Genomic DNA, 21,250 nt, shown 5'->3' with positions numbered 1-21,250 from the left:
CGCTTGGGAGCAAGCTCACGAACAACCTCAACTCGCTGCGCCGCGGGCGAGCATAATCCGGTCGGATCATCGCTATGTCATATTCGGCAAGGGCCTGAAACGGGGCGCACGGCAGGAGTACGCTCGGGGGATTTGCACGCCCCGGATCGATTCGAACACGCACGGTGACGCAGTGCGGGCATAGGAAAACCACATGGCCCCGGCGGCAGCCACCGGGACCATGTGATCAATGCGATCGTCCGGCTCCGCCTACCCGACCGAGGAGTAGGCCACGACCCCCCGCAGCAGCCCGTCCACGGCCTTGCGCGCGTTCCTGGCCACCGAGGAGTCCTCCACCGGAGCCGCCGCCGAGATCTGGCCCAGCACGTCGATCACCTGCTTGCACCAGCGCACGAAGTCGCCCGCCGGCATCTCCGCCTCGCGCAGCACCTCGTCCAGGCCCTTGCCGGAGGCCCACATGTACGCGGCCCAGGCGAAGCCGAGGTCGGGCTCGCGTTGGCCGACCCCCTCGCTCTGGTTGATGCGGAAGTCCTCCTCCAGGGCGTCCAGCCGGCCCCAGATCCGCACCATCTCGCCCAGCGCCGCCTTCGCCTTCCCGGAGGGCAGCTTGGGTGCCATGGCGTCGTCACTGACCCGCGCCTCATACACCAACGCGGAGACACAGGCGGCGAGTTCGGCCGGGCCCAGGCCCTCCCAGACGCGCTCGCGCAGGCATTCGCTGGCCAGCAGGTCGAGTTCGCCGTACAGCCGGGCGAGCCGCTTGCCGTGCTCGGTGACCTCGTCGCCGCGCAGGTAGTCGAGCTCGGTCAGTAGCGCGACGATCCGGTCGAAGGTGCGCGCGATGGTGTTCGTACGGCCCTCGATGCGGTGCTCCAGCTGCTTGGTGTCGCGCAGCAGCCGGTGGTAGCGCTCGGCCCAACGGGCATGGTCCTCGCGTTCGTCGCACCCGTGGCAGGGGTGGGCGCGGAGCGCGGTGCGCAGCCGGGCGATCTCGCGGTCGTCGGCCGCCTGGGAGCGCCGCTTGCGGTGCCGCTCCGCCGGGATGTGCCCGGCCTTGGTGCGCAGCGCGGAGGCGAGGTCGCGGCGGGACTGCGGGGAGCGCGGGTTGAACGACTTCGGGATGCGCATCCGCTCCAGTGGCTCCACGGGCACCGGGAAGTCGATGGCCGCCAGCCGCTTGACCTGACGCTCGGCGGTCAGCACCAGCGGGCGCGGGCCGTCGTGGTGCTCCAGGCCGCGGTGGCCGTTGGAACGGCCCGCGGGCAGTCCTGGGTCCAGCACCAGCGCCAGACCCGCGAACTTGCCGGTGGGGACGTGGATGACATCGCCCGGCTTGAGCTTCTCCAGGGCGACGGCGGCCTCGGCACGCCGCTGGACCGCGCCCTGCCGGGCCAGATCCGTCTCGCGGTCCTTCAGTTCCCTGCGCAGCCGCGCGTACTCCGTGAAGTCGCCGAGGTGGCAGGTCATGGAGGCCTTGTAGCCGTCGAGGCCCTCCTCGTTGCGCTGCACCTGCCGGGAGATCCCGACGACCGACCTGTCGGCCTGGAACTGCGCGAAGGAGGTCTCCAGCAGCTCGCGCGAGCGGTGCCGCCCGAACTGCTCGACCAGGTTGACCGCCATGTTGTACGACGGCTTGAAGCTGGAGCGCAGCGGGTAGGTGCGGGTGCCGGCCAGGCCCGCCAGGTGGTCGGGGTTCATGGCGCGCTGCCACAGCACCACCGCGTGGCCCTCGACGTCGATGCCGCGGCGGCCGGCGCGACCGGTGAGCTGGGTGTACTCGCCGGGGGTGATGTCGGCGTGCTGCTCGCCGTTCCACTTCACGAGCTTTTCCAGCACCACCGAGCGGGCCGGCATGTTGATGCCGAGGGCGAGGGTCTCGGTGGCGAAGACCGCCTTGACCAGACCGCGCACGAACAGCTCCTCGACGACCTCCTTGAAGGTCGGCAGCATGCCCGCGTGGTGGGCGGCGATACCGCGCTCCAGGCCCTCCAGCCACTCGTAGTAGCCGAGGACGTGCAGGTCCTCGGTCGGGATGGCGGCGGTGCGCTCCTCGACCAGGGCGCGGACCCGCTCGCGCGCCGCCTCGTCGTTGAGCCTCAGGCCCGCGTACAGGCACTGCTGGACGGCGGCCTCGCAGGCGGCGCGGCTGAAGATGAAGGTGATCGCGGGCAGCAGGCCCTCGGCGTCCAGGCGCTCGATGACCTCGGGACGGCTCGGCGTCCAGATCCGGGACCGCTGTCTGCGCTCCCGCTCGCGGTCGGCCTCGCGCATCGCGCGGCCGCGCCGGCGGTCCTGGAGCGAGGGGCGGCTGGCCTCCATGCGGGCCATGCGCGTGAGGTCGGGGTTGACGGCCTTCCGGTGGCCCTCGCCCTCCTCGAACAGGTCGTACATCCGGCGCCCGGCCAGCACGTGCTGGAACAGCGGAACGGGCCGGTGCTCGGAGACGATCACCTCGGTGTCGCCGCGGACGGTGTCCAGCCAGTCGCCGAACTCCTCGGCGTTGGACACGGTCGCCGACAGGGACACCAGGGTCACCGACTCGGGCAGGTGGATGATCACTTCCTCCCACACGGCGCCGCGGAAGCGGTCGGAGAGGTAGTGCACCTCGTCCATGACCACATAGCCGAGGCCGAGCAGGGTCTGGGAACCGGCGTAGAGCATGTTCCGCAGCACCTCGGTGGTCATCACGACCACCGGGGCCTCGGAATTGAGGCTGTTGTCGCCGGTCAGGAGGCCGACCTTGCCGCTGCCGTAGCGGCGGCACAGGTCGGCGTACTTCTGGTTGGACAGCGCCTTGATCGGCGTCGTGTAGAAGCACTTCCTGCCCTGCTGGAGGGCGAGGTGGACGGCGAACTCGCCCACGATCGTCTTGCCGGAGCCGGTGGGCGCGGCGACCAGTACGCCCTTGCCCGCCTCGAGCGCCTGGCAGGCCTCGATCTGGAACGGGTCGAGGCCGAAGTCGTACATCTCGCGGAATCCCGCGAGCGCGGTGGCCTGCTCGGCAGCTCGCCTGCGCGCTGCCGCGTACCGCTCGGCCGGTGAGAGGTCCTCTGTCATCGTGCTTTCGAGCGTACCGGGCCGCACCGACAACAGGACGATCATTATCCCGATCGTCCCGGGCGCGGAAAAAGCCGGCCGCTCGCGGTGCGAGCGGCCGGCTGGGAAACCTGCAGTGGTGATCAGGTCGCGTCGTCGTACCCGTTGACCCGGTCCGTCTGCTCGGGCAGGGCGCGGCGGGTGGTGACGGGCTCGACCTCGCCGATCTCCTCGGGAGTGAGGTCGAGTTCGGAGGCCTCGTCGTCCGACGGCCCCAGGGCCGCCAGGCGACCCTTTCGGCGATCGTTGAACAGGGCGATGATCACCGCGATGAAGTACAGCCCGCAGATCGGCGCCGCCAGCGCCAGCATCGTCAGGGGGTCGGCGCTCGGCGTGGCCACCGCCGCGAACGCCGTGATGCCGACGACCATGCCGCGCCACCAGCCGAGCATGCGCTTCCCGGACAGGATGCCGGTGAGGTTGAGCATGACGAGCAGGAGCGGCATCTCGAACGAGAGGCCGAAGACGACCACCATGCGCGAGACGAGGTCCAGCAGGTCGTCCAGCGGCAGCAGGTTGTCGACGCCCGAGGGGGTGAAGCCGATCAGCACCTTGGCGGTGGTGGGCAGCACGTTGTAGGCGAGGAAGCCGCCCCCGAGGAAGAGCGGCACGCCCGCGCCGACGAAGGCGTAGGCGTACTTCCGCTCGTGCCTGTGCAGGCCGGGGGCGACGAACGCCCACAGCTGATAGAGCCAGACCGGCGAGGCCAGCACCACGCCGGCCATCAGCGACACCTTCAGTGCCAGGGTGAAGGGCGCCAGCAGACCGTTGATCGTGAGGTGTGCGCAGGTGGTGCTGTTACCCGATTTGGCCAGTTCCTCGAAGGACTGCCCACACCCCACCGAGCTCAGCACCGGCTTGGTGATGAAGTTGACGATGTCCTTGTAGAAGAAGGCGGCGACGATCGTCACGACCAGGATCGCCAGGACACCTTTTCCGAGCCGGTTGCGCAGCTCACGGAGGTGATCCGCGAGCGACATCCGCCCCTCGGGGTCCTTCTCCTTCTTGCGGGCGGACTTGAGCAACCCACATCCTCATCTCGTGCAGCGGACCGGAAGGGCTCCGGTCCTCCCGTCAGCGCTGAGTCGTGTCCGTCGGCTCGTTGACCGGGCGCGAGCTGGTCACGTCACCGGGCGCGGCCTGGATGGTGCGCTGGGCCGGGGACTGCTGAGACTGCTGCTCCTCACCCGCCGGAGTCGCCGAGTTGGCCGCGGTGTTCGACTTCGCTTCGTCCTTCATCGCCTTGGCCTCGCTCTTCAGGATGCGCGCGGACTTGCCGAGCGAGCGCGCCATGTCCGGAAGCTTCTTCGACCCGAAGACCAGGACGATAACCAGAACCAGGAGCACCAGATGCCACGGCTCAAGTGCGTTGCGGAACATAAAGTCTTCACCTTCTCACTGAGGCGGGGCGTCGGGCATGTCCGACCACTCGGACAGGTGTCTGACCATCGTGCTGGCAGCGATCGTAACGCCCGAGGGTGAACGCTGAGCAATCCCCGTGCGTACTCCTGCTGGGCGACCCGTGCCTCTTAGTGCGGGCCATGACCAGCAGCGTACCCGGCGACAGGGGCTGGATGGCAGGGCGAGACGATCGAAAGCGCACGATGTTCGGGACTTCCCGGACTTTCCCGGCAGGACTCACCGCGACTCCAGCGACCGGGCGGCGCTCAGGCTCGCCCGCTCCAGGTCCTCGGCTGCCCGGTTGATCCGCCGCGCCGACTCCGTGACCTGCCGGCCGAGGCGCTGCGCCTCGACGAAGACCCGCACGGCGAGCACTCCGAGGACGGCCATCCCCACGAACCCCGCGGCCACCGCGAACATCGCCCAGAACATGAGCCGAGCCTAGAGGGTCGAGTGCAGGCGCAGCGTGCTGACCCCGCCGCCGGTGAGCAGTTCGACGATCCGCTCGCCGGCCGGCTTGCGGACCGCGGCCCCGCAGTCGGGGCAGGTGAACGAGTAGAAGGTGGTGCGGCTGCTGGCGCCGACGACCAGGCGCAGCGCGCTCGCGGCGAGCTCGAAGCGGCCCCGGCAGTCGGGGCAGCCCGCCCGGAACACCACGGGAGTCACGCTCCGCATCCCGGCGAACGCCGCCGCCACCGACATCTCGCGCACCCCAGCCGTCGCCGACTCGCTCAAAGCCCCTGCTCCTGCCTGTCGTACCGACCGTCGTGAACCACGTCCGCACCCCGGAGCTCTCCCGCCGCCACGGCGTCCGCGGGGGCCCCGGCCCCGTCGTTCGCCGACTCGTAGGCCTCCAGGGCCTCACGAGCCGCCTGCCGGGCGCTGTCGGCCAGCTCCCGCGGGGCGACGATCCGGCCGTCCCGGCCCAGGCGCAGCGCCAGCCGCCTGAGCGACGCCGGATCGGGCGTGCGCAGAGTGATACGCAGCCCGCCGTCGGGAAGCTCATCGGCGCTGTCGTGCGGGTAGTACTCGGCGACCCAGCGGCCGCCGGGACCGACTTCGACGACCACCTCCGGATCCTCCGCGGCCGGCTGCACCAGGGCCTGCGACAGGTCGCGCAGCTCCATCTCCGGCGGCACCGAGGGCTCGTCGAGGATCTTGATCTCGGCGACCCGGTCGAGCCGGAAGGTGCGCCGCGCCTCGGAGCGGCGGCACCAGGCCTCCACATAGGTGTGCCCGACGCTGACCAGGCGGATGGGGTCGATCTCGCGCTCGGTGAGCTCGTCGCGGGCCGGCGAGTAGTAGCGGATCCACAGCCGGCGGCGCTCGGAGATCGCCCGGTCCACGTCGGCGAAGACCCCGCCCTCGGACTCGAAGGTCACCGACAGCCGGGAACTGGCCCCGGCGGCCTCGCCGGCCGCGGCCTCCACCTTGGCCGTGGCCCGCAGCAGGGCCTGCCGGTCGCTCTCCCGCAGTCCGGGCAGCGTGGCCACCGCGCGGGCCGCCACCAGCAGCGCGGTCGCCTCGTCGGCGGCCAGCCGCAGCGGCTCCGCCGCCTCCGCCCCGAGCGCGGCGGCGTTGTGCCACCAGATGCGCTCGCCGTCGGTGTCGATGTCGAGCAGATCGCCGCCGCGGAAACTCGTACCGCACATGGGCAGTACGTCGAGGTCGGAGACCAGCTCGTCCTCGGTGATGCCGAAGGCGCGCGCCACGTCCTCGATCCGGGCGCCGGGGCGCTCCCTGAGATACGTCACCAGGGAGAGCATCCGCCGGGTCTGGTCGATGGCGCTCGCGGGCCTGACCGGTTTGCCTGCCACAGTGTCGCTCCGCTCCCCCTCAGCCCCCGGCCACGGCACGCAGCCGGTCCAGCACGTCCGCCCGCAGCTCGGCCGGCTCCAGGACCACCACGTCCGGTCCGAACTCCACCAGCCAGGCGTCCAGCCCGTGCCCGTACGGGATGTCCAACTCGTCCCAGCCGTTTCCGAGTTCCCGCACGGCGGTGGCCTTCGCCCGAAGGGGGTACCCGGCATCCGCGCGCAGCCGGATCCGCGCGGAGCGGTCGGCGCTCTCGCCCGCCCAGCTCGCCACGGTCTCGCGGACGGTGACGACGTCCGGGACCGGCGCGGTGAAGCCGCTGCCCCGGGGGCGGACCCTGCCAGTGATCCTGGAGAGCCGGAAGACCCGCTCGGCGCCGCGGTCGCGGTCGAAGCCGGCCAGGTACCAGTGGCCGCGCCAGCACTCCAGCGCCCACGGCTCGACGTGCCGGGTCCCGGGCTGGGCTGCGTTGGCCTTTCGGTAGTCGAAGACGACCGGCCGGCGGTCGCGGCAGGCCAGCATCAGCGGCTCGAAGGCGGCCTCGTGCACCGGGATGCGCGGCTCCAGCGCGCCGTGCGCCTCGTAGGGGTCGACGTCCTCGGGCAGCCCGGCGGCGCGCAGCTTCTGCAGGGCGCCGCTGGCCGCCCCGGCCAGCCGGGCCTGCTGCCAGACCTTGGCGGCCAGACCGAGCGCGGCGGCCTCCTCGGCGTCCAGGGTGATGGGCGGCAGCCGGTTGCTGTCCCGGCGGGCCAGGTAGCCGACCTCGCCGTCCAGGCTCTCGACGGTCTCGATGACCAGCCCGAGCTCACGCAGATCGTCCTTGTCCCGCTCGAACATGCGGTTGAAGGAGTCGTCGGACGCCGCGGCGGCACCCTTCTCCGACCCGGAGGCCGCACCCCTGTCCCGGCCTGAGGCCGCGCTTCTGTCGCGGCCGGAGGCCGCACCCCTGTCCCGGCCAGAGGCCTCGACGTAGGCCTCGATGGACTCCCGCAGCTCGCGCTTGCTCAGCGGCCGCCGCGTCCCGAGCAGGCACAGCGCCAGGTTCATCAGCCGCTCGGCCTTGGCAATGGCCATCGACGCCCTTCACCTTCCGAATGGTCCTTACGACCGATGACCGTACCGCCCCGCAGCGTACGGACAAAAGCCGAGGCCCATACCCGGACAGGCATGGGCCACGGATGATCGGATCCCGCACGGATCCGATGCGCGACGATCAGACCGCGACCAGGTCGCAGACGAAGATCAGCGTCTCGCCCGGCTTGATCCGGCCACCCGCGCCGCGGTCGCCGTAGGCGAGGTGCGGCGGGATGGTCAGCTGGCGGCGCCCGCCGACCTTCATGCCCTGCACACCCTGGTCCCAGCCGGCGATGACCTGGCCGACACCCAGCTGGAAGCGGAGCGGCGTACCGCGGTTCCAGGAGGCGTCGAACTCCTCGCCGCTGGAGAAGGCCACGCCGACGTAGTGGACGGCGACGGTGTCGCCGGCCTTGGCCACCGGCCCGTCGCCCTCCCAGATCTCCTTGATCTCGAGATCCGCCGGGGGCTCGCCGCCCGGGAAGTCGATCTCGGGCTTCTCGATGCTCACGTGTTTCTCCTGCTCATCTACGACAAGGCAACCTGGACAGTCTTACATCCCCGCCGAGTGCGCGCCCGCGCCGGGAGACCGTGGCGCGGCGCTACATCGCCGCCAGGATGTCCACCGTGAAGACCAGCACCGAGTCCTTCTTGATGCCGCTGTTGGGGGGCGGGTTGTCGCCGTAGCCCAGGGCCGGCGGGACGACGATCAGGACCCGGCTGCCGACCTTCTTGCCGGCCAGTCCGTCGGCCCAGCCCTTGACGACCTGCTGGAGGGAGAACGAGGTCAGCGCATCGCGCTTGTACGTCGAGTCGAACTCCTTGCCGCCGTCCCACAGCACGCCCTTGTACTGGACGAGCACGGTGTTCTCCGGCTTGACCACGGGGCCGTCGCCCTCGATCACGTAGTCGGCCACGAGCTTCTTGGGCGCGGCCGTCTTGGGCACGGTGACGGACGGGGCCGCGCCGTCGGTGTTGGTGCCGACCTTCGGCAGGTCGGCGTTGTCCTGGGCGACCGTCTTGCCCTTGGCCGAGCTCTTGGAGTTGAAGGTGTCCTGGAGGTCGACGACGAACACCAGCGTGTCGGTGCCCTTGATCCCGGCCTGGGCGTTGCCCTGCGTGCCGTATCCCCAGGTGGGCGGCACGGAGAACAGGACGCGGCTGCCCACCTTCTTGCCCGCGAGGGCATAGCGCCAGCCGTCGATGATCGTGCCCTGGGCGAGCTGGATGACCAGGGGGGCCTTGCGGTCGTAGGAGTTGTCGAAGAGTTTGGCCGTGTTCCAGATCTGGCCCAGGTAGTGCGCCTGGACGTAGTCGTTCTCCGCGATGGTGCGGCCGCCGCCCGCGATCACCGTCTTGACGGCGATGTCCTTCGACGGGTCACCACTGCCCTTGGCGACGGTCGGCTTCTCGCCGAACTTCGTGCCCGCGGTGATCGCCGGCAGCGGCCCGGAGACGATCTTCGGCGAGGGCGCCGCGGACGGCTCGGAGGGCGACGGCGACGCGCTCTCGCTGGCCTTGCTCGAATCGGCCTTGTCGTTGCCGCAGGCGGCCAGGGTGACAAGTCCCGCGGGTACGGAAAGAAGAAGTGAGCGTCGGCGCACGGTGGGAGCCTCGTAATCGGTCGATCTTCTGATGGCGTGCGCGCAACTCTACGTCGTGAGCGGGGCGCCGTACGGTGAACGTACGGCGCCCGTGTGGCGTTCCGGTTCTCGTGCCGAACCGCCGTCCTCGTCCCGCCGGGCTCACATTCCGGCGATCAGCTTCTCCACCCGGTCGTCCACCGAACGGAACGGGTCCTTGCACAACACCGTCCGTTGTGCCTGGTCGTTGAGCTTGAGGTGCACCCAGTCGACGGTGAAGTCCCTGCGCTGCTCCTGCGCCCGCCGGATGAAGTCGCCGCGCAGCCGTGCCCGAGTGGTCTGCGGGGGGACCGACTTGCCCTCGAAGATCTTCAAGTCGTTGCAGATCCGGGTGGTTTGGCCCTTCTTCTCCAGCAGGTAGTACAGGCCACGACGGCGGTGGATGTCGTGGTAGGCGAGGTCTATCTGGGCGACCCGCGGGTTCGACATGGTCATGTTGTGCTTGGCCCGGTACCGCTCGATGAGCTTGTACTTCATCACCCAGTCGATCTCGGTGCCGATGCGGTCGAGGTCCTCGGCCTCGATCGCGTCCAGCGTACGGCCCCACAGCTCCAGCACCTGCTCCACCGTGCCGGTGCGGATGCCGCGCCGCTCGCAGAAGTCCACGGCCTTCTCGTAGTACTCCCGCTGCACCTCAAGCGCGGAGGCCTCCCGGCCGCTGGCCAGGCGCACCTTGCGGCGGCCCGTGATGTCGTGGCTGACCTCGCGGATCGCCCGGATCGGGTTCTCCAGGGTCAGGTCGCGCATCACCGTGCCCGCCTCGATCATGCGCAGCACCAGATCGGTCGCGCCCACCTTGAGCAGCATCGTCGTCTCGGACATGTTGGAGTCGCCGACGATGACGTGCAGCCGCCGGTAGCGCTCCGCGTCCGCGTGCGGCTCGTCGCGGGTGTTGATGATGGGCCGCGAACGGGTGGTCGCCGAGGAGACGCCCTCCCAGATGTGCTCGGCCCGCTGGCTCACGCAGTACACCGCCCCGCGCGGGGTCTGCAGTACCTTGCCCGCCCCGCAGAGCAGCTGCCTCGTGACCAGGAACGGGATGAGGATGTCCGCGAGACGCGAGAACTCTCCGTGCCGTGCCACCAGATAGTTCTCGTGGCAGCCGTAGGAGTTGCCCGCCGAGTCGGTGTTGTTCTTGAAAAGGTAGACGTCGCCCGCGATTCCCTCCTCGTGCAGGCGTCGTTCCGCGTCCACCAGGAGTCCTTCGAGAATGCGCTCGCCGGCCTTGTCGTGGGTGACCAGTTCGATCACATTGTCACACTCGGGTGTCGCGTATTCCGGGTGTGACCCCACATCGAGATAGAGCCGGGCGCCGTTTCGCAGAAAGACATTGCTGCTGCGGCCCCATGACACGACACGGCGGAAGAGGTACCGCGCCACCTCGTCAGGCGACAGGCGGCGCTGTCCCCTGAACGTGCACGTGACGCCGTACTCGTTCTCCAGCCCGAAAATGCGGCGGTCCATGACTGAACATTACGCCCGATCCTCTGCGCTCAAACGGGGTTCGGCAGCACGATTTGGATCATTTTCCGATGAAGCGGCAACCACCGCCCGTCCAGCGGGAGCTGTGAGGACCCGTCCGGTGACCAGCAACACCAGCAGCGACACGGCCCCGGCGGCGCCCGGCACCGCGAAGCCCCAGAGCGCGCCGCCCTCCTCGACCACCGGGCCCGCCGCACCCGTTCCGACGGACGCGCCCACGGTGAACGTCGTCACCAGCCAGGAGAAGGCCTCCGTCACCGTGCCGGCCGGCGCGTGCCGGTCCACGATGATGAACGCGCAGGCGATGCACGGCGCCAGGAACACCCCGGCCAGCACCGTCAGCGCCACCATGGCCACCGCCCCGGGCATCAGCAGCAGCGGCAGGTAACACACCGCCAGAAGACCCACCAGCAGGCGCAGTCGCCGCTCGGGAGCGCCCGCCCACTGGCGCGCGCCGTAGACGGCACCGCCGACCAGCGCGCCCAGCCCCAGAGCGGCCATCAGCCAGCCGTACACCGCGTCACCGCCGTGGTCGTCGGCATAGGGCACCGCCGCCACCGTGATGGAGCCCATGGCGACACCGACGAAGAGGAACGCGCCCAGCAGCGCCAGCAGACCGGGCGAGCGCAGCGCGCCCAGCCAGTGCGCCTCCCGGGGCGCCGAACGCCAGGCCCGCGAGGGCGGCGAGACGACCACGGACAGCGCGCCCAGCACGCCGACGGCGTTCAGCACCACCAGCGCCGCCTGCGCCGACCACAGCGAGACGCAGAGGGTCACGAGCAACGGGCCCACGGTGAACATCACTTCCTGCGCCACGGCGTCCATCGCGTACGCCGTGTGCACCTGGCCCTCCCTGCGCAGCACCGAGGGCCACAGCGCCCGCAGCCCGCCCTCCAGCGGCGGGGTGAAGAGCCCGGCCGCCGCCACGGCCGTGTACGCCACGGCGGGCGGCTGGGTGCCGTTCAGGGCGAAGACCGTCATCGCCAGCGCCGCGGCGAGCGCGGCGGGCAACTGGACGCGGGGCTGCCCGTACAGGTCCACCAGGCGCCCGAGCACGGGCTGGCCCACCGCGTTGGCCACGCCGTACACCGCCGCCAGCGCCCCCGCGAGGCTGTACGTGCCGCCCTCCGCGCGGACGAACAGCACGATGGCGATCGCCGCGGTGGCGTTGGGCAGCCGCCCCACGAGGGTGCCGGTCAGCAGCCGGGCGGCGTGCCTCGCTCTGAGGATCTCCAGGTAACCCCCGAATCCCACGGCCATCGCCTGCCTTCCACTGGTTCGCCCGAGGTGCTGGAGCAACCTCTGGTGTTACGTATAACGTCCTCGGCCATACGTACCATGTGCGCTGTTCACCAGTCCAGACGAAGGAGCGTCCCCGCGGTGGCACGAAGCAGCACGCGCCCCACCAGCCGTGACGTCGCGCACGCCGCCGGGGTGTCCCAGGCCGCCGTCTCCCTGGTCCTCGGCGACAAGTGGCGCGGCCGGGTGTCGCAGGCGACCGCCGAACGGGTGCGCCGGGCCGCCGAGGAACTCGGCTACCGGCCCAACCTCGCCGCCCGCAATCTGCGGCTCGGCCGCACCCGGACCGTGCTCCTGGTCGTCCCCGCGCTGACCACCGAGTTCTTCGCCGGCGTCTACACCGGCGCCGCCCGCGTCGCCGCCGAGCACGGCTTCGGCGTCGTCCTCTACCCGTCCCCCGAGGGCATCGGCCCGGCCCGGAACCCGTTCGCCTCGGCCCAGGCGGCGCTGGACGGCGTGATCGCCTCCTCCATGGCCGCCGACGCGCTCAACGCCATCCGCGGCGACCAGCTGCCGCTGGTCATGCTGGACAGCGACCCCGCGGGCAGCCTGGGCGCCGCGACCGTCAATCTGGACATCGCCGACGGCATACGCCAGGTCGCCGACCATCTGCTCGGGCTCGGTCACCGGCGCTTCCTGCACCTCGCGGCGGACGTGGCCTCCTGGACCTTCGAGGTGCGGGCGAGGGAGCTCGGCGCCCGGGTGGGCGCGGTGCCCGGCACATCGGTGCGCACCGCCCGCGCCCCCATCTCCATCGAGGACGCAAGGGCCGCCACCGAGGCCGCCCTGAGCGCCCCCGGGCCCCGGCCCACCGCGCTCGTCTGCGACGACGACAAGCTCGCCGCCGGCGCCTACAAGGCCCTGCGCCGCCTCGGCCTGCGCGTGCCCGACGACGTCTCCGTCACCGGCCTCGACGATCTCGCCCTGGCCACCGCCATCGACCCCGAGCTCACCACCGTGCGGCTGGACGCCGAGCTGTTCGGCGAACGGGGCATGCACGCCCTGCTGGCCGTCCTGGAGGGCCGCGCTCCCGCCGGCGGGGACATCCCCGTGGAACTCGTGGTACGAGGCTCCACGGCGCCGCCACCCTGCCCCTCCTGAAACCGCCCAGCCCCCTGAAAACGCCCGGTGCCCCGACCTTCCAGCAGGCCGGGGCACCCGGGAACGGGGCTGCGGAACGGGACTACTTCTCCTCGGAACCGTCCTCCTCGGCGCTCTCCGCCTCGGTCGCCGCGCCGTCGGCCTCGAGCAGCCTGCCCAGCTGACGGCCCACGATCCGCTTGAACTTGCGCTTCTGCGGACGCGTACGGTCCAGCACCGCCACCTCCAGGCGCTCGGCGGGGATCTCCCGCTCGCTGCCGTTGGTGTCGCGGGACAGGGCCTGCACGGCCAGCTTCAGCGCCTCGGCCAGCGACATGCCGTCCTGGTGGCGCTGGTCCAGGTAGCCGCTGATCTGCTCGGCGTTGCCGCCGACCGCGACCGAGCCGTGCTCGTCCACGATCGAGCCGTCGTGCGGCAGCCGGTAGATCTGGTCGCCGTCGGGGGTCTCCCCCACCTCGGCGACCACCAACTCCACCTCGTACGGCTTCTCGGCGGCGCTGGAGAAGATCGTGCCCAGCGTCTGGGCGTACACGTTCGCCAGGCCGCGGGCGGTCACGTCGTCCCGGTCGTAGGTGTAACCGCGCAGGTCGGCGTAGCGGACGCCGCCGATGCGCAGGTTCTCGTACTCGTTGTACTTGCCGGCGGCCGCGAACGCGATCCGGTCGTAGATCTCGCTGAACTTGTGCAGCGCGCGGGACGGGTTCTCACCGACGAACACGATTCCGTCGGCGTACTGCAGCACGACCAGGCTGCGGCCACGCGCGATGCCCTTGCGGGCGTACTCCGCCCGGTCGGCCATGGCCTGCTGAGGTGAGACATAGAACGGCGTCGACACCGGTTATCCGTCCCTTTCTGTAGAAGTCACTGGATGACCCCGAACAAGAACCGGGCGCCGGCTACAGCAGCGCGGCCCGCGGGCCGTCCGGCTGCTCCAGGCGCCGCTGGAGCACCGAGCGAGCGATCTCCGAGGACTCGTCCTCGGTCAGCCGGCGGAATCCGTCCTCGGTGATCACGGTGACGATCGGATAGATCCGGCGGGCGACATCGGGACCACCGGTCGCCGAGTCGTCGTCTGCCGCGTCGTACAGGGCCTGGACCACCAGCGTCGCGGCCTCGGCCTCGGTCAGGTCCTCCCGGAAGAGCTTCTTCATGGCGCCGCGCGCGAAGATCGAGCCGGAGCCGGTGGCCGCGTAGCCGTGCTCCTCGGAACGGCCGCCCGTCACGTCGTAGGAGAAGATCCGGCCCTTCTCGCGGTCCAGGTCGTACCCCGCGAAGAGCGGGACCACGGCCAGTCCCTGCATGGCCATGCCCAGGTTGGAGCGGATCATGGTCGACAGCCGGTTCGCCTTGCCCTCCAGCGAGAGCTGCGTCCCCTCGACCTTCTCGAAGTGCTCCAGCTCCAGCTGGAACAGCTTCACCATCTCCACCGCCAGACCGGCGGTGCCGGCGATACCGACGGCCGAGTACTCGTCCGCCGGGAACACCTTCTCGATGTCCCGCTGCGCGATCACGTTCCCCATCGTCGCCCGCCGGTCACCGGCCAGGACGACGCCGCCCGGGAAGGCCGTCGCCACGATGGTGGTGCCGTGCGGCGCCTCGACCACCCCCTGGGTCGGCGGCAGCTGCCGCTTCCCCGGCAGCAGCTCCGGCTGGTGCTCGGCGAGAAAGTCCATGAACGAGGCGGACCCAGGCGTCAGGAAGGCGGCCGGTAGACGCCCGGTGCTACGAGTGTTGGCTTCCACGCGTTTCCTTCCGGGTAGTCGGCAGCTCGGTCCACCGCTTCGGGATCGTCCCTCAACAGGCCGAGGCCGGAGTTGCAGTTGATGCACAGTACGCCACGGACCCTACCCGCCTCGCGGCGGTGATCCACATGATCGGCGGAAGCCCTGAAGCGGCTCCCGCGGAGCCCTCACCGAGTTCCCGCGCGGGCGGCCGGCGCGGGAACGAAGGCCGCGCGCGGTACGGCCTCACCGCACCGCACGCAGCTCCTCGCCAACCGGCTCGTTCGCCACCGCTCCACGCGCCTTCCTTTCGATTCTTCGACCCCGGGAGAACCAGGGAATCAAAGGGACCCGGGAAATCCAAGGACGCGGAGGAATCGAAGGGAGAAGCGGCTTACTGACCGCTTATCGGGCGTTTACTGACCACCCTTTTGCACGAAGGACCGCACGAAGTCCTCTGCGTTCTCCTCGAGGACGTCGTCGATCTCGTCGAGGACGGAGTCCACGTCGTCGCTCAGCTTCTCGTGGCGTTCCTTGAGGTCGTCCGTGGCCTGCGCGTCCTGGGACTGTTCCTCGATCTCCTCGGTGGAACGCGTGGCCTTCTGCTGTCCGCCGCCGGTGTCCTTCGTTGCCATAACCCTCACCCCGCTCAGTTCGCCCGACATGGTCGGCATTACGGCCGATCGGTGATGTTCCGACCCTACAAGCCGGGTCCGACATCGGCCCCGCACTTTCTCCAACGTACGAGGGCCACCTCGATGATTCCCGGCGCCGGGGATTTCCACCCTGGAAGACCCGTCCGGTCCGGGATCCGCTCAGCCGCCGGAGAGCACCCTGACCAGGTCTTCGGCGGTACGGCAGCGGTCGAGGAGCTCCTTGACGTGATTACGCGTTCCGCGAAGCGGTTCCAGGGTTGGGACGCGCTGGAGCGAGTCCCGGCCCGGCAGATCGAAGATCACCGAGTCCCAGGAGGCCGCGGCGACGTCGTCGGCGTACTGCTCCAGGCAGCGGCCGCGGAAGTACGCGCGCGTGTCCTCCGGCGGCTTCCTGCGGGCCCGGTCCACCTCGGTCTCGTCCAGCAGGCGCTTGATGCGGCCCCGGGCCACCAGGCGGTTGTACAGGCCCTTGTCGGGGCGTACGTCCGCGTACTGGAGGTCGACGAGGTGCAGGCGGGCGGCGTCCCAGTCGAGGCCGTCACGGCGCCGGTAGCCCTCCATGAGCTCCCGCTTGGCGACCCAGTCCAGCTCGCCGGCCAGGCTCATGGGGTCGTTCTCGAGCCGGTTGAGGGTGTCCTCCCAGCGGGACAGGACGTCCTTGGTCTGCTTGTCGGCGTCCGCGCCGAACCGCTCCTCCACGTACTTGCGCGACAGCTCGTAGTACTCCATCTGGAGCTGCACCGCGGTGAGTGTCCGGCCGCTGCGCAGTGTGATCAGGCGCTTGAGGCCCGGGTCGTGCGAGACCTGGTGGAGCGTGCGTACGGGCTGGTCGACGGCCAGGTCCACGGCGATGAAGCCGTCCTCGATCATGGACAGGACCAGGGCGGTCGTGCCCAGCTTGAGGTAGGTGGAGATCTCGGAGAGGTTGGCGTCGCCGATGATCACATGCAGGCGCCGGTACTTCTCCGCGTCGGCGTGGGGCTCGTCGCGCGTGTTGATGATCGGCCGCTTGAGTGTGGTCTCCAGACCGACCTCGACCTCGAAGTAGTCCGCGCGCTGGCTGAGCTGGAAGCCGTGCTCGTGGCCGTCCTGGCCGATGCCGACGCGGCCGGCGCCCGTGATGACCTGGCGGGAGACGAAGAAGGGCGTGAGGTGGCGCACGATGTCGGAGAAGGCGGTCTCCCGCTTCATCAGGTAGTTCTCGTGCGTGCCGTAGGAGGCGCCCTTGTTGTCGGTGTTGTTCTTGTAGAGGTGGATCGGCTGGGCGCCGGGCAGCTGGGCCGCCCGCTCCGCGGCCTCGGCCATGATCCGTTCGCCGGCCTTGTCCCACAGGACGGCGTCGCGCGGGTTGGTGACCTCGGGCGCGCTGTACTCCGGGTGGGCATGGTCGACATAGAGCCGTGCGCCATTGGTGAGGATGACGTTGGCCAGGCCGATGTCCTCGTCGGTGAGCTGGCTGGCGTCGGCCGCCTCGCGGGCGAGGTCGAAGCCCCGGGCGTCCCGCAGCGGGTTCTCCTCCTCGAAGTCCCAGCGGGCCCGGCGCGCCCGGTGCATGGCAGCCGCGTAGGCGTTGACGATCTGGGATGAGGTGAGCATGGCATTGGCATTGGGGTGGCCGGGGACGGAGATCCCGTACTCCGTCTCGATGCCCATTACTCGCCGTACGGTCATGCGGCCCTCCTTGCCCGGCGGCACCCTCGGTCGTGGGCGTCGCTCAAGTACCGCTGATGCCCGGGTGCCTGTGCGGTGCCCGTCCCCGCACTGCGCAACCCGGCGGTACGAAAGAGCCTAGAACGCCTTTGCGCTGGTGGGGAGATCATTTGCGTCATTGCCTGCTCCATGCGGTGGCCCGGAAACACCGGACTGCGGGTACCCCGTGGAGGGCACCCGCAGCCACCCTGCCTTTACAGGTACTGACCGGTGTTCGCCACCGTGTCGATGGAGCGTCCGGTGTCCGCGCCCTGCTTTCCGGTGATGAGGGTGCGGATGTAGACGATCCGCTCGCCCTTCTTTCCGGAGATCCGGGCCCAGTCGTCCGGGTTGGTGGTGTTGGGCAGGTCCTCGTTCTCCTTGAACTCGTCCACGCAGGCCTGGAGCAGGTGGGAGACGCGGAGACCCTTCTGGTTCTTCTCGAGGAAGTCCTTGATCGCCATCTTCTTGGCGCGCCCGACGATGTTCTCGATCATGGCGCCGGAGTTGAAGTCCTTGAAGTAGAGGACTTCCTTGTCACCGTTGGCGTAGGTGACCTCCAGGAAGCGGTTCTCCTCGGTTTCGGCGTACATGTGCTCCACCGCGGTCTGGATCATGCCCTGGACCGTGGCATCCTTGGCGCCGCCGTGTTCCGCGAGGTCGTCCGAGTGCAGCGGGAGGCGCTCGGTGAGGTACTTGCCGAAGATGTCCTTCGCCGCCTCGGCGTCCGGACGCTCGATCTTGATCTTCACGTCGAGGCGGCCGGGCCGCAGGATCGCCGGGTCGATCATGTCCTCGCGGTTGGAGGCGCCGATCACGACCACGTTCTGCAGGCCTTCCACACCGTCGATCTCGGCGAGCAGCTGGGGGACGATGGTGTTCTCCACGTCCGAGCTGACACCGGAGCCGCGGGTGCGGAAGAGGGACTCCATCTCGTCGAAGAAGACGATCACGGGGGTGCCCTCGCCGGCCTTCTCACGGGCACGCTGGAAGACGAGACGGATCTGCCGCTCGGTCTCGCCGACGTACTTGTTCAGCAGCTCCGGGCCCTTGATGTTGAGGAAGAAGCTCTTGCCCGCCGCCTGCCCGGTGACCTCGGCGACCTTCTTGGCGAGCGAGTTCGCGACGGCCTTGGCGATGAGCGTCTTGCCGCATCCGGGGGGCCCGTAGAGCAGGACGCCCTTCGGCGGGCGCAGCTCGTGCTCCTTGAACAGGTCCGGGTAGAGGTACGGCAGCTCCACGGCGTCGCGGATGGCCTCGATCTGGTTGCCGAGGCCGCCGATCTGCTCGTAGCCGATGTCGGGCACCTCTTCGAGGACGAGTTCCTCGACCTCGCTCTTGGGCACGACCTCGTAGACGTAGCCGGACCTGGGTTCGAGCAGGAGCGCGTCGCCGGGGCGGATGGTGACGTCCAGCAGCGGCTCGGCGAGCCGTACCACCCGCTCCTCGTCGGTGTGCCCGAGCACCAGGGCCCGCTCGCCGTCCTCGAGGATCTCCTTGAGGGTGACGATGTCGCCGACGCGCTCGAACTCCATGGCCTCGACCACGTTGAGCGCTTCGTTGAGCATCAGTTCCTGGCCGCGCCTGAGCTCGTCGAGCTCGACGCTGGGGCTGACGTTCACCCGGAGCTTGCGGCCGCCGGTGAAGATGTCGGCGGTGCCGTCCTCGTTGGCCTGGAGGAAGACGCCGAAGCCGGCCGGCGGCTGGGCGAGCCGGTCGACCTCTTCCTTGAGGGCCACGATCTGGTCGCGGGCCTCGCGGAGCGTGTTCGCGAGGCGTTCGTTCTGCGCGGACACGCCGGCCAGGTTGGTCTGCAACTCGACGATCCGCTCTTCGAGAATCCTCGTGTGACGCGGAGAGTCGGCGAGCTTGCGGCGCAGGACGGCGATCTCCTGCTCAAGGTAGGCGATCTGCCCGGCCGGGTCGTCGGACCCGCGTCCCGGGCGGATGCCGCGGTTCATGTCGTCGTCGTGGGCTGCCACGGTCCTCACCTCCTCCAAGGGGAGCTGGACGCTTCCAGACCCTACCTGGGTGGGTGTCGATTGAAACCCCTAGATCACAAAGACTGTCGGGGTGTGTCCGATCTTCACCCTTGCGCTCTCCCTCACGCCAGGGGAATACCCACCGAACATGATTGGAAAGCGGGCAGAGGTAGGGTCGACACGTTCAACACCCGTCAGAGCTGGCCGGATTCCCGTACGGCTCGACGTGATACGGCAGGAGAGATGACCGTGCAGCAGCGGACCTCGGACGGTGGCGAGGCACTGGAGGTCTGGATCGACCAGGACCTGTGTACCGGCGACGGCATCTGCGCGCAATACGCGCCGGAGGTCTTCGAGCTGGACATCGACGGCCTGGCCTATGTGAAGACCCCGGAGGACGAGCTCCTTCAGGAGGCGGGAGCGGCAACGCCCGTGCCGCTTCCGCTTCTCACGGACGTGGTGGACTCGGCCAAGGAGTGCCCTGGCGAGTGCATCCACGTGCGCCGCGTTTCGGACAGGGTCGAGGTGTACGGACCTGACGCGGAGTGACGGCTTCGGCGCGACGCGTCACCATTGTCTGTTTTCTCACATTTTCAGGGAGCGTGGTCAGACACCGCGCGCCCCGGCGTCCGCGGAGCGGACGAACGCGCCGTTCTGCCACCGCCACTTCACGCTGTCCTTGAGGTCGGGGCAGCAATTGGGCACGTCGGGCGAGGAGTAGCCGAGCAGGGTTGCGGTCACGGCGCCGTCGCGGACGGCGAAGTCCGTGACCGAGTACCGGTCCTTGACCTCGACGAGGGTGGCGACCACGCGGGGCTCGGCGGCGCCGGGGGCCTGGGTGAGGACATAGACGGCGTCGGGCGGGGTGCCCATGGGGGCGTCGCAGTGCACGACGGCCACGGTCTCCGGTCTGCCGTCCCCGTCAAGGTCACCGGAGGCCTTCTTCGCCACCACGGCCCGCACCGGGCCGCAGTCGATCGGGAAGGTCACGCCGGTGGTGCTCGGGGCCGGCGCGGTGGCAGGGGCGGAGTTCGCGCGGGTGCCCTGTGGCTGGGCGGCCGTGGCCGAGCCGGGCTGCACGAGCGAGGAGAGGGCGACCACACCGGCGACCGCGGTGGCGGTGGCCATCCAGTGGATGGGGCGGGTATGCGTGTGGGCCAGTTCCGGAACGGCGGATTGCTGCACTAGGAGCATCTCCTGCGAGGGCTGTGCCGGTGGGGGTGGCCAGCATCGTGCCACACGTCACAGTGCGGGGGAACGGCGGGGTGGGGATCAACGTGAGGGCGCCGTGGCGGAGTTCCCCGTGGTGGTCGGGAACTCCGCCACGGCGCCCGTGTGTTGCGTGCGTGGCGGGACGCGTCAGCGGGCGGCGCCGCCGTCGGCGTTGGGGCCCTCGTAGTCCTCACCGTAGGCGCCCTTGGCGGGCCGGCGGCGGCGCATGGGCGGCTCGACGCCGTCCGCGAGCCGGCGGGCGGTGAGCAGGAAGCCGGTGTGGCCGATCATGCGGTGGTCCGGGCGGACGGCCAGGCCCTCGATGTGCCAGTTGCGGATCATCGTCTCCCAGGCGGTCGGCTCGTTGAAGCAGCCGATCTCGCGGATGGACTCCACGGTCCGGGCGAGCTGGGTGGTGGTCGCGACGTAGCAGCACAGGATGCCGCCGGGGACGAGCGCCTTGGAGACGGCCTCCAGGCACTCCCAGGGGGCGAGCATGTCGAGGATGACGCGGTCGACGTCGGTGTCGGAGAGGTTGTCCTGGAGGTCTCCGACCGTGAGCTGCCAGGCGGGGTGCGGGCCGCCGAAGTAGCGCTCCACGTTCGCCTGGGCGATCTCGGCGAAGTCGGCGCGGCGCTCGTAGCTGTGCAGCATGCCCTGGTCGCCGATGGCCCGCAGCAGGAAGCTGCTGAGCGAACCGGAGCCGACGCCGGCCTCCACGACGCGCGCGCCGGGGAAGATGTCGGCGAAGGCGAGGATCTGCCCCGCGTCCTTGGGGTAGACGACGGCTGCCCCGCGGGGCATGGACAGGACGTAGTCGGGGAGCAGGGGGCGCAGCGCGAGATAGGCGACGTTGCCGGTGGTGCGGACAACGCTGCCCTCGGGTGCGCCGATCAGTTCGTCGTGCGGGAAGGACCCCTTGTGGGTGTGGAAGTTCTTCCCTGCTTCGAGCGTGAACGTGTAGTGGCGGCCCTTGGGGTCGGTCAGCTGTACCTGGTCCCCGACCTTGAAGGGCCCGCGGCGGCGGGCGGCACCGGTCGGTTCGGACATGTGACCAGCCTACCGGTCCCCGGCGGGCC

Annotated in this window: 20 protein-coding genes and 1 pseudogene; 2 read left to right on the top strand and 19 right to left on the bottom strand. The window is 69.9% G+C overall.

Annotated features, from left to right (window positions below):
* Positions 1–249: 249 nt before the first annotated feature.
* From ACIQFZ_RS07255 to ACIQFZ_RS07205, 11 genes are all read right to left on the bottom strand, one after another.
* Positions 250–3,102 carry a DEAD/DEAH box helicase gene (locus ACIQFZ_RS07255; protein ID WP_365774368.1) on the bottom strand — a complete coding sequence of 951 codons (2,853 nt, stop codon included), beginning with the start codon at positions 3,100–3,102 and terminating at the stop codon, positions 250–252.
* 77 nt (positions 3,103–3,179) lie between these two features.
* Positions 3,180–4,121: a twin-arginine translocase subunit TatC gene (gene tatC, locus ACIQFZ_RS07250; RefSeq protein WP_383060033.1), complete on the bottom strand. Its 942-nt coding sequence runs from the start codon at positions 4,119–4,121 to the stop codon at positions 3,180–3,182.
* Positions 4,122–4,170: 49 nt separating this feature from the next.
* Positions 4,171–4,476 carry a Sec-independent protein translocase subunit TatA gene (gene tatA, locus ACIQFZ_RS07245; protein WP_365425455.1) on the bottom strand — a complete coding sequence of 102 codons (306 nt, stop codon included), beginning with the start codon at positions 4,474–4,476 and terminating at the stop codon, positions 4,171–4,173.
* A gap of 258 nt (positions 4,477–4,734) precedes the next feature.
* Positions 4,735–4,929, bottom strand: coding sequence for a hypothetical protein (locus ACIQFZ_RS07240; RefSeq protein ID WP_365425453.1), 195 nt, complete (start codon positions 4,927–4,929; stop codon positions 4,735–4,737).
* Between the two features lie 9 nt (positions 4,930–4,938).
* Positions 4,939–5,232: a hypothetical protein gene (locus ACIQFZ_RS07235; protein ID WP_376651675.1), complete on the bottom strand. Its 294-nt coding sequence runs from the start codon at positions 5,230–5,232 to the stop codon at positions 4,939–4,941.
* The gene (locus tag ACIQFZ_RS07230; RefSeq protein WP_383060039.1) at positions 5,229–6,314 is read right to left on the bottom strand and encodes a helix-turn-helix transcriptional regulator; all 1,086 of its coding nucleotides are present in this window, start codon (positions 6,312–6,314) and stop codon (positions 5,229–5,231) included. The genes ACIQFZ_RS07235 and ACIQFZ_RS07230 overlap by 4 nt, the downstream gene beginning before the upstream one ends.
* Positions 6,315–6,333: 19 nt before the next feature.
* Positions 6,334–7,386: a helix-turn-helix transcriptional regulator gene (locus ACIQFZ_RS07225; protein WP_402690792.1), complete on the bottom strand. Its 1,053-nt coding sequence runs from the start codon at positions 7,384–7,386 to the stop codon at positions 6,334–6,336.
* Between the two features lie 139 nt (positions 7,387–7,525).
* A complete protein-coding gene (locus tag ACIQFZ_RS07220) occupies positions 7,526–7,897 on the bottom strand; it encodes an FKBP-type peptidyl-prolyl cis-trans isomerase (RefSeq protein ID WP_361412844.1) in 372 nt (123 codons plus the stop codon).
* A gap of 91 nt (positions 7,898–7,988) precedes the next feature.
* Complete coding sequence (locus tag ACIQFZ_RS07215; protein ID WP_365425445.1) at positions 7,989–8,990, bottom strand: FKBP-type peptidyl-prolyl cis-trans isomerase; 1,002 nt, start codon at positions 8,988–8,990, stop codon at positions 7,989–7,991.
* Positions 8,991–9,131: 141 nt separating this feature from the next.
* Positions 9,132–10,493 (bottom strand): Pup--protein ligase, encoded by a 1,362-nt coding sequence (gene pafA, locus ACIQFZ_RS07210; RefSeq protein ID WP_365425443.1) that lies wholly within the window; start codon positions 10,491–10,493, stop codon positions 9,132–9,134.
* Between the two features lie 9 nt (positions 10,494–10,502).
* Positions 10,503–11,771 (bottom strand): MFS transporter, encoded by a 1,269-nt coding sequence (locus ACIQFZ_RS07205; RefSeq protein ID WP_365425441.1) that lies wholly within the window; start codon positions 11,769–11,771, stop codon positions 10,503–10,505.
* A gap of 120 nt (positions 11,772–11,891) precedes the next feature.
* Here ACIQFZ_RS07205 and ACIQFZ_RS07200 point away from each other — a divergent pair, with 120 nt between their 5' ends.
* Entirely contained in the window at positions 11,892–12,911 is a 1,020-nt protein-coding gene (locus ACIQFZ_RS07200; RefSeq protein ID WP_365774373.1) for a LacI family DNA-binding transcriptional regulator, read from the top strand.
* 82 nt (positions 12,912–12,993) lie between these two features.
* On the opposite strand, the gene prcA is transcribed toward ACIQFZ_RS07200, so the two are convergent.
* The 6 genes and pseudogenes from prcA to arc form a co-directional block, all read right to left on the bottom strand.
* On the bottom strand, positions 12,994–13,746 hold the full coding sequence (gene prcA / locus ACIQFZ_RS07195; protein WP_361412848.1) for a proteasome subunit alpha: 753 nt from the start codon (positions 13,744–13,746) through the stop codon (positions 12,994–12,996).
* Between the two features lie 61 nt (positions 13,747–13,807).
* Positions 13,808–14,653, bottom strand: a complete 846-nt coding sequence (prcB, locus tag ACIQFZ_RS07190; RefSeq protein WP_365425437.1) for a proteasome subunit beta — start codon at positions 14,651–14,653, stop codon at positions 13,808–13,810.
* Positions 14,605–14,796 (bottom strand): annotated as a pseudogene (locus ACIQFZ_RS07185) (endonuclease domain-containing protein); the annotation flags it as partial. The gene prcB and the pseudogene ACIQFZ_RS07185, both read right to left, overlap by 49 nt.
* Positions 14,797–15,048: 252 nt before the next feature.
* The gene (locus ACIQFZ_RS07180; protein WP_225076130.1) at positions 15,049–15,267 is read right to left on the bottom strand and encodes a ubiquitin-like protein Pup; all 219 of its coding nucleotides are present in this window, start codon (positions 15,265–15,267) and stop codon (positions 15,049–15,051) included.
* A gap of 180 nt (positions 15,268–15,447) precedes the next feature.
* Complete coding sequence (gene dop, locus ACIQFZ_RS07175) at positions 15,448–16,959, bottom strand: depupylase/deamidase Dop (RefSeq protein WP_365425434.1); 1,512 nt, start codon at positions 16,957–16,959, stop codon at positions 15,448–15,450.
* A 233-nt stretch (positions 16,960–17,192) separates the two neighbouring features.
* The gene (arc, locus tag ACIQFZ_RS07170; protein ID WP_361412851.1) at positions 17,193–18,959 is read right to left on the bottom strand and encodes a proteasome ATPase; all 1,767 of its coding nucleotides are present in this window, start codon (positions 18,957–18,959) and stop codon (positions 17,193–17,195) included.
* Between the two features lie 243 nt (positions 18,960–19,202).
* Here arc and ACIQFZ_RS07165 point away from each other — a divergent pair, with 243 nt between their 5' ends.
* A complete protein-coding gene (locus ACIQFZ_RS07165; protein ID WP_361412852.1) occupies positions 19,203–19,508 on the top strand; it encodes a ferredoxin in 306 nt (101 codons plus the stop codon).
* Between the two features lie 57 nt (positions 19,509–19,565).
* Here the strand turns inward: ACIQFZ_RS07165 and ACIQFZ_RS07160 are convergent, their stop codons facing one another.
* Both ACIQFZ_RS07160 and ACIQFZ_RS07155 read right to left on the bottom strand, forming a co-directional pair.
* Positions 19,566–20,144 carry a hypothetical protein gene (locus ACIQFZ_RS07160; protein ID WP_365425430.1) on the bottom strand — a complete coding sequence of 193 codons (579 nt, stop codon included), beginning with the start codon at positions 20,142–20,144 and terminating at the stop codon, positions 19,566–19,568.
* 174 nt (positions 20,145–20,318) lie between these two features.
* Positions 20,319–21,221 (bottom strand): tRNA (adenine-N1)-methyltransferase, encoded by a 903-nt coding sequence (locus ACIQFZ_RS07155; protein ID WP_365434771.1) that lies wholly within the window; start codon positions 21,219–21,221, stop codon positions 20,319–20,321.
* Positions 21,222–21,250: the final 29 nt, after the last annotated feature.

Source organism: Streptomyces sp. NPDC093064 (assembly GCF_044754605.1).
Taxonomy (GTDB): Bacteria; Actinomycetota; Actinomycetes; order Streptomycetales; family Streptomycetaceae; genus Streptomyces.
This window is presented reverse-complemented; position numbering and strand designations above follow the sequence as displayed.